Origin of the sequence: Paraburkholderia dipogonis, assembly GCF_046027395.1 — a bacterium.
GTDB classification, from domain to species: domain Bacteria; phylum Pseudomonadota; class Gammaproteobacteria; order Burkholderiales; family Burkholderiaceae; genus Paraburkholderia; species Paraburkholderia dipogonis_A.
This window is the reverse complement of sequence record NZ_JAQQEG010000007.1, coordinates 81,334-95,958: the sequence shown is the minus strand read 5'-3', so window position 1 is coordinate 95,958 and position 14,625 is coordinate 81,334. Positions and strand designations below refer to the sequence as shown.

Annotated in this window: 11 protein-coding genes; 6 read left to right on the top strand and 5 right to left on the bottom strand. The window is 62.4% G+C overall.

The window, feature by feature from the left end; all coding sequences use genetic code 11:
- Positions 1-8 precede the first annotated feature (8 nt).
- Positions 9-1,118 carry an acyltransferase family protein gene (locus tag PQR32_RS09335; RefSeq protein WP_408224839.1) on the bottom strand — a complete coding sequence of 370 codons (1,110 nt, stop codon included), beginning with the start codon at positions 1,116-1,118 and terminating at the stop codon, positions 9-11.
- Positions 1,119-1,330: 212 nt separating this feature from the next.
- On the opposite strand from PQR32_RS09335, the gene PQR32_RS09330 reads away from it, so the two are divergent.
- Entirely contained in the window at positions 1,331-2,491 is a 1,161-nt protein-coding gene (locus PQR32_RS09330; protein ID WP_408225150.1) for an acyltransferase family protein, read from the top strand.
- A 111-nt stretch (positions 2,492-2,602) separates the two neighbouring features.
- Here the strand turns inward: PQR32_RS09330 and PQR32_RS09325 are convergent, their stop codons facing one another.
- The 3 genes from PQR32_RS09325 to PQR32_RS09315 form a co-directional block, all read right to left on the bottom strand.
- Entirely contained in the window at positions 2,603-2,992 is a 390-nt protein-coding gene (locus PQR32_RS09325; RefSeq protein ID WP_408224836.1) for a GtrA family protein, read from the bottom strand.
- Positions 2,993-3,943, bottom strand: coding sequence for a glycosyltransferase family 2 protein (locus PQR32_RS09320; protein WP_408224833.1), 951 nt, complete (start codon positions 3,941-3,943; stop codon positions 2,993-2,995).
- A 146-nt stretch (positions 3,944-4,089) separates the two neighbouring features.
- On the bottom strand, positions 4,090-6,315 hold the full coding sequence (locus PQR32_RS09315) for a hypothetical protein (RefSeq protein WP_408224830.1): 2,226 nt from the start codon (positions 6,313-6,315) through the stop codon (positions 4,090-4,092).
- 514 nt (positions 6,316-6,829) lie between these two features.
- Between PQR32_RS09315 and PQR32_RS09310 the strand changes: the two genes are divergently transcribed.
- The 4 genes from PQR32_RS09310 to PQR32_RS09295 are packed head-to-tail and all read left to right on the top strand — an operon-like array spanning position 6,830 to position 11,550.
- Complete coding sequence (locus PQR32_RS09310; RefSeq protein ID WP_408224827.1) at positions 6,830-7,675, top strand: glycosyltransferase family 2 protein; 846 nt, start codon at positions 6,830-6,832, stop codon at positions 7,673-7,675.
- Complete coding sequence (locus PQR32_RS09305) at positions 7,672-8,628, top strand: UDP-glucose 4-epimerase family protein (RefSeq protein WP_408224824.1); 957 nt, start codon at positions 7,672-7,674, stop codon at positions 8,626-8,628. The genes PQR32_RS09310 and PQR32_RS09305 overlap by 4 nt, the downstream gene beginning before the upstream one ends.
- Positions 8,629-8,635: 7 nt before the next feature.
- Entirely contained in the window at positions 8,636-9,667 is a 1,032-nt protein-coding gene (locus PQR32_RS09300) for an MraY family glycosyltransferase (protein WP_408224821.1), read from the top strand.
- Between the two features lie 5 nt (positions 9,668-9,672).
- Positions 9,673-11,550, top strand: coding sequence for a polysaccharide biosynthesis protein (locus PQR32_RS09295; RefSeq protein WP_408224818.1), 1,878 nt, complete (start codon positions 9,673-9,675; stop codon positions 11,548-11,550).
- Between the two features lie 112 nt (positions 11,551-11,662).
- Here the strand turns inward: PQR32_RS09295 and PQR32_RS09290 are convergent, their stop codons facing one another.
- Positions 11,663-12,763, bottom strand: coding sequence for an MraY family glycosyltransferase (locus PQR32_RS09290; RefSeq protein ID WP_408214817.1), 1,101 nt, complete (start codon positions 12,761-12,763; stop codon positions 11,663-11,665).
- A 271-nt stretch (positions 12,764-13,034) separates the two neighbouring features.
- On the opposite strand from PQR32_RS09290, the gene PQR32_RS09285 reads away from it, so the two are divergent.
- Positions 13,035-14,582: a methyl-accepting chemotaxis protein gene (locus PQR32_RS09285; protein ID WP_408224815.1), complete on the top strand. Its 1,548-nt coding sequence runs from the start codon at positions 13,035-13,037 to the stop codon at positions 14,580-14,582.
- Positions 14,583-14,625: the final 43 nt, after the last annotated feature.

The window sequence follows — 14,625 nt, the reverse complement described above, 5'->3', positions numbered from 1 at the left end:
GCTCGCTGTCAGGTTTCAGCGGCGGGCCGGCGCCAAGCGCTCCTGAAAAGAAGACCAAGCGGCTTCACAAGGTAACGGTCGATTGCGAGGGGCACGACGATGCCCGCCAGCACATAGACGAACCACATATGCTCGGTATGCCATTGAAAGGCGGTGCCCTTCACGTCCGCTGGCTTGATGATGCCAAGGCCGCACAGCGCCGCGTTCACGAGAAAGAACGCAAATAGCTGATGAAACACGATCGGCAGGGCGTTGGTGCCGATGAAAGCCAATATCTTTCTCGATGTCGGATTATTCGCGATCATGCCGGCCACGCCGTACATGAAGGCGATGCCCGTGAGGCTGGTCACGATGGGCAGAATGGGATGCTCGAATTGCATGATCTGCATCCAGAAGTCCAACGTCTTGCCCGTCAGCCACAGTTGTTGCTGAATCACATACAAAGCCACGAGCACGAGGACATTGGGCAGGAATCGCGTTGCTTTCCAATGCGCCGCCAGATAGCCGACGTAATAGAAGAAAGCCGCGAACACGACACGCAGCAGACCGATTTCGCGATAAGTGACAGGGCCTTCGGCATACATACGCCGGGCAAAATAGATGGCGCAGCCAGCTCCGGTCAGGTAAAGCAAAACCCAGGCGATTTGCAAAACCGCTTCACGTCCGCGCGCCATACGCGCGAGAGGCGCGTTCACTCGCGTGTGCACGAGCGCGAAGTACACCCGGACAAAGAACAGGCAGGGGATGAACCAGTACGGCGAAGTGAATCCATACGCTGCGGCGCTACCGAACTGATTGAACAGCACATTCGAGATTGAAAACGGCTGCCACAGCCTCACGAAACCGGCGGCCCGTATGACCTGGCAGACGAGCGCGTAGACAAGGAAGAAAATCGTCGTGGGAAGCAACAGGGTGCGCGCGTTTCTCAGTACGAAAGCGACCGGCGCCTCCAGTTTTTCCTCTCCGAAAAAGAGGCCGGAGAGGAAGAAAAACAGCGGCATGTGAAATGAATAGGGCGAGAAGGGCGCCAAGCCGGTGCCGCTCCACGCATGTCCCGCCACGACAGCGATGATGCCAAGCCCCCGAAGGACATCAACTGTCGTGTCTCTCTCGTTCATTTACGTTATCCGCTCGGCTGCAATGCCCATCTTATTATTGCAGAATCTTGCCAATCCTTTCCTGGAGAAGATCGGGTGCAAGAGAGGCTGCGGCCGAAACCGCCGGACAGGAAGGAACTGACCGCCAACGTCCCACGCCCGCCCGGACAGTCACGTGAGCGATAGCTGATAGAATTGGTATCTCAAATAGGACTTGGGTGAAGAGGCGGCATATGGTGGATTCGGCGCGTCCAGGTAATGACCGAGCCCCCTCGCTGGACATATTGCGAGGCTATGCCGCGCTGATCGTAGTGATCTCCCATACGACGGTAGCAGGCCTGTACAAGGTCGAACCGCTCTGGGGCTTCCTGAAATGGACTCCCCTGCGCGTCCTGTGGGCCGGGCACCAGGCGGTGATCGTCTTCTTCATGCTGAGCGGCTACGCACTCGCGCACATGTATGGCGAGCAACGTGTGCGCCGCTACGTTACCTTTGCCGCCGCGCGAGTCGTGCGGCTGTATCCGCCGTTTGTCGCATCGCTCGTGGTCGCGCTAGGCCTCTACTGGCTGGTTGCGCGCGCCGGCTTCGTCTGGGAAAAAGGCTGGATGTACACGGCGCATCCGCATCCCGACAAACAGATGATCTTCGATCATCTGAAGTTGATCGGCAGCTACGACACCTCGATCATCAATCCGCCCATGTGGTCGATCGTGCATGAGATGAGACTGTCGCTGGCGTTTCCGGTGATTGCCTTTCTCGTACTGCACCTCCGGTTCAAGGCGGTCATTCTCGCGGTCGTCAGTTCCACGCTAATCGGCATCGCCGCTCTGGCCGGATCGCCGAGCCATATTCCATGGCCGCTTCAGGATGCGCTACTGACTACGCACTACGGCACTTTCTTCGTGATCGGAGCGTGGTTCTATTCATGCCGCTCCAGGATCCTGTCGTGGGCGCATGCATTGCGGCCGGCGTCTCGCGCCATGTTGTGGATCGTTGCGTTGGCGCTGTTCGCGTATCCGTTCGACAATCCCTGGAGCATGGGCGCTCGCATCTTCGGCGATCTGGGCGCTTCGACCGGCGCGTTCCTGTTGATGGCGCTGTCCTTCACCATCCGGCCGGGCCGGATCTACAGCGTCGGCCATTGGCTTGGCAAGATCTCCTACAGCGTGTATCTCAACCACTACGTGGTATTGAGCGTGTCGCTGGTTATTCTCTATCCGCGATTCGGCGCCGTGCCAGTCTGGTTCGCGACTGTGTTCGGAGCACTTATCCTCGGCTACGCGATGAACAGGCTGGTCGAAGTGCCTTCGCAGAATGGCGCGCGAGCTTTGCGCCGCAAGTTCTCGCCGAAAACGGCAGCTTATTCGGCGAATGGCGTGAATGTTCGTCCGTGAGCCAGTAGGGCGCTGATCAGGCGCGGAACAGATGCGTCGGCGTACTGATTTAGCAAGCTCCCAACATGCAATGACACGCCGTCGATGACTGACAACTCGCGGGGCGGTCGTTCAATGCTGGGCGCGAAAGACCCACCACTTCGCGAATGCGAAGTTGACGAACATGCCGACGATCGAGCCCGCGCCCAGCGCGATGAGCGGCGCGACGGTCACCTTCGGCAGGAACAGCAGCATGACCACATAGGTCCCGTAGTTGCACGCGCCACCCACCGACATGGCGGCCAGGTAGCGCACCCATTCGGACCAGAGCGACTCCGTCCGCTTCACCACGAAGGTCATGCGGCGGTTGATCTGCCACGTTGCGAAAGCCGCGCAGAGAAAGGAGACGGCGCGGCCGAGATACGGCCCGAGGCCGATTGCCAGCGCGACATACAGCACGCCAGCATCCACCAGAAAACCGATGGCGCCGGCGATGGCGAATCTGAAAAACTGAGTGCGCATTTACTGGCTTTGCTCCTGCTTGCCTGGCGCAGGGATGGCGAGGTACGCCAGCCGCTTGACCTCGATCCGGCCGCGCGTCACGGTATCCAGCACGATGCCGCAGATCAGCAGAATCGCGCCGAGCAGCATCAGCGCGGTACTGAGCAACGCGGTGGGCAGGCGCGGCACGAGCCCGGTTTCCACGTAGGTTTCGAAGACCGGAATAGCCAGCACAATGGACAGCAGCGCGCAGATCGCGAAGCCGACCGTGAAGAACGCGAAAGGCTTCTCGCTTTTGACCAGTTTGAAAATGGTCATCAGGATACGGAAGCCGTCGCGATAGGTATTCAGCTTGCTCTCGGAGCCTTCCGGGCGCGAGATGTAGCGCGTGGGCAGTTCGGCCACGGGCATGCGCATGCCGAGCGCGTGCACCGTCAATTCCGTTTCGGTTTCGAAGCCCGATGCATGGGCCGGGAACGACTTCGCATAGCGGCGCGAAAAGATCCGGTAGCCCGACAGCATGTCCTTGAACGTGCGGCCGAAAATCGATGCGACGCATTGTGTCAGCATGACATTGCCGAAGCGGTGGCCCAATCGGTAAGCGGCCTGTTCGTCGCTGACGCGGGAGCCGACCACCATGTCCAGCCGCTCCTCGACCAGCTTGCTGATCAATGCAGGCGCAACGGCTGCGTCGTACGTCGCGTCGCCGTCCACCATCACGTACACATCGGCTTCCACGTCCGCGAACATGCGGCGCACGACATTGCCCTTGCCCTGCAGCGGAACCTTGATGACGTCCGCGCCCGCTTCGCGAGCGACACGTGCGGTGTCGTCCGTCGAGTTGTTGTCGAAAGCGATGATGGAAGCCTCGGGCAGCGCGCGTCGAAAATCGCGAACCACCGTGGCGATCGTAGCTGCCTCGTTGTAGCAGGGAATCACGACGGCCACGGTGCCTGGGTTGAAGTCTTGCATTGGCGATTGTGTTCTGGATTTGACGGTCAAAAGTGCGGCGAGCTGATCTTTCGCTGGCTGCGGAGCGTGTCATGCGGGCCAGACGCAAATTCGGCGAGTGGCGTAATGGTAGCGCATACGAAAGCCGGCTCTTTCCGGCTGCTCTGTCAGATGCGCATGGCGGCGCGTCTCGATGTGGCTGACATGCCGAGTTCCACCAGCATCGTCAGCAACCCGATTGCGAACGCAACGAACGCCCATTCGATATGCGGGGGCCGGAATACGAATTGAACGTTGGATGTGCCCGCGGGGACGTCGATTTGCTGAAAAATTTCGTCAACCTGACGAATCGCGGTTTCCTGTCCGTTGACGAAGGCTCGCCAGCCCGGCATATAGAGCTCCAGGCGCGTGAGCGTCGTGCGCTGCGTGCAGTTGGCGCGCAGTCCGCCGCGCGTTGCCGCTTCCAGCGAGCACGCCGGCGCGTCGAAGTATGGACGCGGGTTGCTCAGTTCGTAGATGCGCATGTTGGTGTCGGCAGCAACTTGCTCGATGCCTCTTGCTGTCGCATCTTCCGGTAGCGGCGCGCTGATCGGGGCCAGCACATAGCGCACGCCGATGGCCAGATAGTTCGGCAAATTCTTCAGCAAGCTGTCTTGCGAGGACGGTCCGGCCGGATCCACGCGAACTGAACCCGTGAACCTGATCGGGTCGGCATTGGCGTCGAGTTTTCTGGCGACAAAGTCGGTCCAGAGGCGGGGAATCGGCAGATCGTTGTGGTTGATCGAAGCGATGCCAAAGTAGGAACCATAGTTCGGTGCCAACGGACCGAGCGTAACGAAACGCTGCATGCCGAGATTGGCTTGCAGGAATCGGACGCCCACGAGATCCACCGTGCCTCGCGACGGATTGCTCATGACCGGCGCGGCGAAGTACATCGCGCTTTCGCACGCCAGGACAATCGACACAGCGAGGGCGACGCGGCTTGAACTCGCGTTGCGACGGAAGAGGATGATCGCAAGCGCGACGAGCACTAGCGCGGCGAAGATCAACGCCCATAGAACATAACGCCCATGCGGTCTGATTCCAGCACCATGCGTGACGGCGAATCCCGCGCAGATCAGGATCAGCGTGACGCCATAAGCATATCTGAGCCGTTTTTGCAGGCCCGCACGCGCGGCGTCGTTGAGCGCCAGCGCCGCGAGGACACAGAGGCTGAATTCCCAGGATGGCGGGAGGTATCGGTAGAACGCGGCGAGCTTGAGGCCAGGGACGATCGAGGTCAGTACGCTCGCGCCGGGTAACCCATACGAAAGCGAGACGGTCACGAAGACCCACAGGGCGAGCATGATCCTGAGCCCGCGGTAGCGCTGTCCGAAGATGCCGCATAGCGCGAGCGTCATCAGCGTAATGCCTGCGTAGCCGCCGACAGAGCCCCAAAAACCCGTGAACGCGCGATCCTGGGAAATACCGCCGAACAGGTAGGGAATCAGCGTCGCTATCAAAGTCGTCGCCGGCAGGTGGGCGGACGCATATCCCTCACCCGCGTGGTCGCCGGTAAAGCCCAAGGGAAGATAATCAAAAAAGGCGACCAGGATGGGTGCCGACAGTAGGAGCGCGGCCACGCCGGCAAGGCTGACGCGCAACAGAAAACGCACGCGCAGCGCCGACGGAAGCGCCATCATTCGCACGAGCGTCCAGGCAAGGATCAGTAGCCCGTCGAGGTACGCCACCTCCGGAAAGCCAGCGTACAAAGCCGCGACGAGCCCGATCGTGATCCAGAAGGCGCCGCCGCGGCGGCCGGTGGCGACCCGCTCGAGGGCGATCTCCACGCCGATCAGCGTGAGCGGCAGGAAAGCGATCGGATTGATGACCGCATTGGCCAGCCAGGCGAAGGTGCCGTTGAACTGGAAGGCGAGCGCGGCGGCAACCGAGCCGACTTGTGCGATCCGCATTCTGCGCAACAGCACGTAAGTCGATACGCCGGCGATGATCTGCAGCGCAAGGTGCATGTACAGCTGGCCATTCTCGAAGTACAGCAGCCATGTCAGCGGGAACAGCGCCGCGGATTGCATTTCGCCGGCAAGGGGTGTGCCGACGCCTTCGTAGTAGTTCCACCATGGCCACTGCCCCTGCAGGATATCCAGAATCGCGCGATATCCCAGCGTGTGACTGGTGAACGCGATGTTGGGGTCGATGGTGGGGTAAGGCGGGAAGCCGCCGAACGGACCATGCTGCAAGCCTTGTTGCAGACCTGCGTAGAGCAAGGTCGGATCAGCGTTCAGCAGGCCGAGTAATAGCGGCGCTTTGACTAGCAGCGGAGCAAGGCACAACAGAATGACAGCCGTGATGGCAATGCGACGCGTTGAGTCGCCCGTATCTTCTATGTCTGGCATGTCGCGGCATCTCGTTGTGGTTCTGCTGTGCGAACCGTATCGTCATCGTCACGATGAAGGTGTCGTGGGCCGGAAAGGCGACATTCTACAGGGCGCTGTATCGCGAACTTGAGGGCGGGTGGTGCGAGCAGGGCCTTCACAGAGCGGACATCGGGGTCGGGCATGTCCCATTTTTGGGGGACAGCGGCGGGCGGCCGGTTTACGCGCGGCGCTCACAACGCGGCAAAGGCCTCGAGAGTCGGCCCGCCCGGACGAATCCAGCATAAAATAGCGCCCGTTCACGGCCAGCGGCCGGTCGCGCAGTGAGGGCTGCGCCGCCGAGTCCCGCCGGGGCGGCAGCGCCGCGCGAATAGTCCCCTTTTGCAGGCTCGACGGTAACCGTATCCGGCCAGCCGTAACAAAAGGAAAAGCCAGTTGCCGAAGGCGGCGGATTTGCGCAAACTGCGGCCTTGTTGCGGCCATACAACGAAGTCGTTCCCAAGTGTCGTCCATAAGGCACGCAGTTCCAACTTACATGAATGCTACTAGCGCGCCGCGTCCTGAACTCGAGGGCTTGTCTGTTTCCGTGGTCGTCTATCGGCCGGATCAGGCACAACTGGCCACAACGTTCGCCAGCCTCGGTCATGCCTGCGAGGCATTGCGCGCCACGCGGCCGGGCCTGCCCGTTCACCTTTACCTCGTCGACAACGGCGGCCTGCCCGACGAACGTGCCGCGTTGGACGCATTGAGGGCCCAAGGCGTCACCAGCACGATCCTCAGCGGTCACGGCAATGTCGGCTACGGTCGTGGCCACAATCTGGCCATCGAGCGCGCCGTCGGCCGCTACCATCTCGTGCTGAACCCGGATATCGATCTGGATCGCCATGCGTTGCTGCGCGCGCTCGAATTTTTCGAGGCTAATCCGGCCGCGGGCCTGTTGACGCCGTGGATCGGCGACGAAGCAGGGCGTCAGCAGTTCCTCTGCCGCCGTTATCCGACGTTGCTGGACCTGTTCGTGCGCGGTTTTCTGCCGGCAGGATTGCGACGGCTGTTCCAGCGCCGAATCGCCCGCTACGAGATGCGTGACGTCATCAACGATCAGGACGTCTGCTGGGATCCGCCGATCGTCAGCGGCTGTTTCATGCTGTTTCGAACGAGCGTGCTGGAAAAGCTTCGAGGCTTCGACACACGCTATTTTCTGTACTTCGAGGACTACGATTTGAGCCTGCGCGCGCATGACGTCACCCGTGTCGCCTACGCGCCCGCCGTGCGCGTGCTGCATCACGGCGGCGGCGCCGCGCGCAAGGGCTCCGCGCACGTGCGGATGTTCCTGGCGTCGGCGTACAAGTTCTTCAACCGTTTCGGCTGGAAGTGGCTATGAGCCGTGTGCTGGTGACGGGCGCCAATGGGTTCGTCGGCGAGGCCTTGTGCCGCGTCTTGATGCAGTCCGGCCATACGGTCTGCGGACTCGTGCGTCAGGCGGGGCAACTCGAGCGGGGCGTGAGCGAGTGGGTCGAGACTCAGGCGGATTTTGGCGGCGTCGACGCCGGCTGGCCCGCCGCTCTGCAGGTCGACTGTGTCGTGCATCTGGCGGCACGCGTGCATGTGATGCATGACACCGCGGCCGACCCCGACGCCGCGTTTCACGCCACCAATGTCGAGGGCGCCTTGCGCGTCGCGAAGGCGGCGTCGCGTTATGGCGCGCGGCGGTTCGTTTTCGCCAGCAGCGTCAAGGCACTGGCCGAGGGGGACGCGGGTCGTCCGTTGCGGGAAGATGACCCGCCGGCGCCACAGGACGCCTACGGGCGTTCGAAGCTCGCGGCCGAACAGGCGCTGGTGCGCTACGGCGAGGAAAGCGGCTTGGAGGTGGTGATCGTGCGTTTGCCGCTCGTCTATGGCCCGCATGTGCGCGCCAATTTCCTGCGGCTGATGGACGTGATCTGGAAGGGCGTGCCGCTGCCGCTCGGCGCGATCGACGCGCGCCGCAGCCTCGTCTACGTCGACAACCTGGCGGACGCGCTGATGCATTGCGCGACCGACCCACGCGCCGCGGGCCAAACGTTCCATGTGGCCGACAGCGACCCGCTCACCGTGGCGGAACTCGCACGTTCGCTCGGGCGGCATCTGCACAAGCCCGTTCGCTTGCTGCCGGTGCCCGCGAGCTGGCTGAGGCTGGCGGGCCGCCTGACGGGGCGCACGGCGCACGTCGACCGGCTGGTGGGTTCCTTGCAGCTGGACACAGGCCGGATCCACACGGTGCTGGGCTGGCAGGCCCCGCAGTCCACCGATGAAGGGCTGGCCGCGACAGCCCGTTGGTACCGATCCACGCATTGAGGCGCGCATGCTGATGTCCCATTCCACGTTGCCGGGCTGGACGACCGTGATCCTGATCGCGCTCGGCTCCGCTTGCGCCTGCGCGGCGATCCTGTGGGCGCTGCTCAGGACCGGCCTCGCCTGGCGTCTGGCCACCGACATCCCCAACGACCGCTCGCTGCACACGCGGCCCACGCCGCGCGTGGGCGGCTGGGGCATCGTTCCGGTGGTGGTGGTGGCGACGCTGCTCGTCGCGCCGCACCTGTGGCTTGCCGCACTGTGCGCTGCCGTGCTGGCGGCGGTCTCGCAGCTCGACGACCGGCGCGGACTGCCCGCGCGGGTCAGATTCGCGGCGCACCTGGCCGCGGTGGCGATCTTCGTCTGTTCGCATCCGGCGCCGGCGCCGGTCTGGCTGCTGGCGGCCCTGTCGTTTTTACTGCTCTGGCTGGTCAATCTTTACAATTTTATGGACGGCGCGGACGGCCTGGCCGGCGGCATGACGCTGTTCGGCTTCGCGGGCTACGCGGTTGGGGCCGCGCTCACCGCGCATCCATCGCCGGAGCTCGGCTTGGCCTCGGCCGCCGTGGCGGGCGCTGCCGCGGGTTTTCTGCTCTTCAACTTCCACCCGGCGAAAATCTTCCTCGGCGACGCCGGGTCGATTCCGCTCGGCTTTCTGGCGGGCGCTTTCGGCTATTGGGGCTGGAGCGACGGCGTCTGGCCGATCTGGTTTCCCGCACTGGTGTTTTCGCCGTTCATCGGCGACGCTTCGGTCACGCTGCTGCGACGGCTGCTGCGCGGCGAGAAAGTCTGGCAGGCGCACCGCGAGCACTACTATCAACGCATGGTCCAGTACGGACTTGGGCATTCGAAGACGGCCATCCTATGGTATGCAGTAATGGCGGCTGGTATAGTACTTGCTGTCGTGTTGCTTGGCTGGTCTTCAGCTCTTCAATGGTGTAGCGTGGGCGCATGGGTGATCGTGCTGGTATTGATTGGTATCGGAGTCGATTCACGCTGGCGTCGATTCCGGATAGCAGATTCCGAACAACCTGAGGTGTGACGCCGATGTTTCGACACAAAGCCTCATGGCTATCATTTAGCGCTTTCGCCTTCGACCTTTGCGCAGTCGCGGGCACCTGGCTCGCGGCATACCTGATCCGCTTCAATGGCTACGTTCCGGACGAGTTCTGGTCCGGCGCCGTCCGAACCCTCCTCTGGGTCCTCCCTGTCTATGGTGTGATGTTCCGCATCTTCGGCCTGTACCGGGGCATGTGGGTGTTTGCGAGCCTGCCGGATCTGATGCGCATCGCGAAGGCCGTGCTGGCCGGCGCATTCGTGATGATGATGGTAGCCGTCATGGCCCAGCCGCATCCCATCATTCCGCGCTCCGTACTCGCTGTTTCTCCGCTTCTCCTGTTCCTCGCCATGGGCGGCTCGCGCGCGCTCTATCGCGCCTCCAAGGAGTTCTATCTCTACGGCGGCCTGGTCGGGCAAGGCAAGCCGGTGGTGGTGCTCGGCGCGGGCAACGCGGGCGCGAGCCTGGCCCGCGAACTGTCGCGTTCGAGCGAATGGCGGCTGGTGGGCCTGCTCGACGACGATCCGGCCAAGCAGGGCCGCGAAATCTACGGCTACAAGGTGTGGGGGCCGATTAGCGACCTGCAGCACTGGGCCTCGGACATGAAGGTCGAACACGCGATCATCGCGATCCCTTCGGCGTCAGTCGACGCGCAGCGTCGTGTGGCAACGCTGTGCGTGCGCGCCGGTGTGCGGGCCATGGTGCTGCCCGCGTTAACCACGCTGACGCAAGGTGAAGCGTTCCTGTCGCGCGTGCGCCAGATCGATCTGGAAGACCTGCTGGGGCGCGAGCCGGTACGTATCGACATGCCGCACGTCGAAGCACTGTTGAGCGGCCGCGTGGTGATGGTGACCGGCGCGGGTGGCTCGATCGGCTCGGAGCTGTGCCGCCAGATTCTGCGCTTCGAACCCGCTCAGTTGATCGCGTTCGATCTGTCCGAGTACGCGATGTACCGTCTCACGGAAGAGCTGCATGACCGTTTTCCGAAGCTCTCCGTGGTGCCGGTGATCGGCGACGCCAAAGATTCCTTGCTGCTCGACCAGGTGCTGTCGCGCTACACGCCGCACATTCTTTTTCACGCCGCGGCCTATAAACATGTGCCGCTGATGGAAGAACTGAACGCATGGCAGGCGGTGCGCAACAACGTGCTGGGCACATATCGTGTCGCGCGCGCGGCGATTCGCCACGATGTGAAGCACTTCGTGCTGATCTCCACCGACAAGGCGGTGAACCCGACGAACGTGATGGGCGCGAGCAAGCGCCTCGCGGAAATGGCTTGCCAGGCGCTGCAGCAGACCAGCACGCGAACGCAGTTCGAGACGGTGCGGTTCGGCAATGTGCTCGGCAGCGCGGGCAGCGTCATTCCCAAGTTTCAACAACAGATCGCGAAGGGCGGGCCGGTCACAGTCACGCATCCGGAGATCACGCGCTTTTTCATGACGATCCCCGAAGCGTCGCAACTCGTGCTGCAAGCGTCGAGCATGGGGCATGGCGGCGAGATCTTCATTCTCGACATGGGCGAGCCGGTGAAGATCGTCGATCTGGCGCGCGACTTGATCCGCCTGTACGGCTTCAGCGAGGAGCATATCCGCATCGTCTTCACAGGCCTGCGTCCTGGCGAGAAACTCTACGAGGAACTGCTGGCCGACGACGAAGCGACCACGCGCACGCCGCATCCGAAGTTGCGCATCGCGCAGGCGCGCGAAGCGCCCGACAATCTGCTCGACGAACTGCTTCCCTGGCTGATGCAGCATCGTGTGCCGAGCGACCAGGAAGTGCGCCGCGATCTGCGGCGCTGGGTGCCGGAATATCAGCCGGCTGCCGCGCCGGCGTTGCATAGCGTGGCGCCGGCAACGCGGGCTTCGTGAGCATGAACCCGTGAGGTGAGCTTGCCTTCCGCGGCGGCCCTGGCATCGGCATCGCAAGGCGGGCGTCACGAAGGTTACAAGCAAAAGGCGCTCATTCGAGCGCCTTTTTTCGTTACCGCCTGGTCTTCCTCACCACCATCCACCGTGGCGACTTGAACCGCACGATACTCACGTAGAGCCACACATACGTCGCGGCGAACACCACCACGAAGCAGAACAGATGCAGCGTATGCCGCCAGAACAGCGTGGCCGGCACGACCGCGATGAGACACAGCAGCCACAAGTAAGGCGACGTCAGCGAGTTACGCCGCGTCAATTCACGTGCGGTTCGCGCGCCGACCGCCCAGCGCATGAGCCGTTTGTACACCAGCATATGCAGATGCACGCCGTCCGGAATGCCCGGCGACATGCCGCGAATGAATTTCTTCCGGTAGATCGAGAAGCAGGTCTCGAAGATCGGATACATGAACAGCAACACGGGATACCACGCTGATACGTCGCGATTGCGCATCACCAGCATGATCGACAGTTCGGCCAGCATGAAGCCGATGAAATACGCGCCGCCGTCGCCGAGAAAGATCAGCCCCGCCGGGAAATTCCAGATGAAGAAGCCGAGCACCGCGCCCATCATCATGAACGAGGCGGACAGCACGATCGGATCGGACACCTGGAACGCCACATAGGCGAGCGAGGCGAACATCATGAACGCGACCATCGACGCCAGTCCGTTGAAGCCGTCGATGATATTGATCGCGTTGGCGAGCGCGGCAACCGCCAGCACCGTGACCGCGCAGGAGATCACCGCGTACGAGAGCAGGAAGTCGAGCGGCGGCACGCTGATGCGCGTCACGGCGATGTTCAGCAGGAAATAGGCGAGCGCCGCTGCCGCCATCGTGCAGACCAGCCTTGTAAGCGGCGACACGCGCTTGGTCAGGTCTTCGACCAGACCCGAGCCGAAGGCCGGCATGCCGCACGCAATCAGCCCGAGGATGCCGCCTGACACGGCGGGATACGCGTGATGCAGCTGCACGGCGGACACGATCAGCCCGAGCAGAATGCCGGTCCCGCCGATGCGCGGCACCGGGCGAACATGGAATTTCTGCACACCGGCCAGATCGGTGTCGGTGGAGAATTTTTCATGCAGATGCGCGTAGCGCACGATCAACAGCGTGATCAGCAGTGAAACGAGAAAGCCGAGCGCAAAACTAAGCATGAAAGTGAGCCTGAGCGAAGACGCCGAATTATACAAACGAAACGCGCAACGCCCGGAAAAGCAGCGCTGCCGCGTGGTCGCCCGAATATCCCAGATAGTGAGGTGAAAAGTGCTCGCAAACGCCCGCCGGTCATGGATTCCACCTATTTAGCAGGGTCCGTGCGAGGTCGTTAACCTGGGATGCGGCGAAGAGTAAGTCACGCGCAAAAAAGACGGCGCGCGTGCCTGCCATCTGTTTCGCCGCCGATCGGCAAGACGTTCCGGAGACCCAATGCTAAATAACATCACAATTCGTGGCGGCCTGACGCTGGTGATCAGCGTATTCGTCGCTTTCCTGCTGACAGTGATCGGTGTCGGCTATGGCGCGCTCAAGCTCGCCAACAGCAGCCTCGACGACACGCAGCGTAGCGCGACCGCGCTGTCGCATCTGAAGGCGAGCTCCGAGAAGCTGCTGCAGGTGCAGCTCGCACTGGGTTCGTATCAGACACTCTTTAGTGTCGGCAAGCAAACCGATGACCTGTTGCCGGCCGCGCACAAGGTGCTGGTCGAATCGAACAAAGACTTCCGCAATTACATGGCAGGCCCTTTTGCGAACGAAAACGAGCAGAAGCTCGCGCAGAACGTGGAGCAGGCGCGCAGCGCCCTGGTCGATAAGGCGATCGAGCCGGAGTTCAAGGCGCTGACTGACTTCGATTTCAATACCTTCCGCAACATTCAGGGCGAGACGGCGAACAACTTTTACGCCACTTATTCGAAAGCGATCGACGCGCTCGAACATTCGCAGATCGACAGCCAGCATCAGCAGGCTCAAACGGCCGCGCAACGCTTCCAGATCGCGACGCTGCTGTTCGCCGCGATCGGCGCCATCGCGCTCGTGATCGGCGTGGCGGCGCGCATCGGTTTGTCAGTGGCGTTGATCAAGCCGGTCAACGCAACCGTCAAGCATTTCGAGCGCATCGCCGCCGGCGATCTGACTGTCGCGATCAAGATCAAATCGCGCAACGAGATGGGCCAGTTGCTGGGCGCGTTGACGAAGATGCGCGACGGCCTCGTCGAAACCGTGTCCAAAGTACGCGGCAGCACGACGGCGATCACCCAAGGCGCGAACGAAATTGCGTCGGGCAATGCGGATCTGTCCTCGCGCACCGAGCAGCAGGCAGCGGCGCTTCAGCAGACCGCCGCGAGCATGGAGCAGTTGTCGGCCACGGTGAAACAGAACGCGGACAACGCGAAGCAGGCGAACCGGCTCGCGCACGGCGCGCTCGACACGGTCACGCGTGGCGGCAAAGTGGTCTCGCGTGTCACGGAAACGATGGACGGGATCAGCGAGTCGTCGCGCAAGGTGACGGAAATCATCGGCATGATCGAGGGGATTGCGTTTCAGACCAACATTCTGGCGTTGAACGCAGCGGTGGAGGCAGCGCGCGCCGGCGAGCAGGGGCGCGGCTTCGCGGTGGTGGCTTCGGAAGTGCGCAGCCTCGCGCAGCGCTCAGGCGCGGCGGCGAAGGAAATCAAGGAACTGATCGGCGAATCGGCCGCCAAGGTTCAGGAGGGCGCGTCCCTCGTGTCCGACGCGCAGAAGACGATTCACGAAGCCATGAGCGCCGTCGAGCGCGTGACTGGCGTGATGAACGAGATCGAAGCGTCCGCACTCGAACAGAGTGACGGTATCGAACAGGTCAACAAGGCCGTCTCACAGATCGACGAAGTCACGCAACACAATGCGGCGCTCGTGGAAGAGGCGGCTGCGGCGGCGAAGTCGCTGGAAGAGCAGGCGACCATATTGCGCGACGCCGTGGCGGTGTTCCAGATGGCGTAATGGCGGAGGGCCGCGCTCGCGTTGGTCGCGAGCGCCGGTTTTA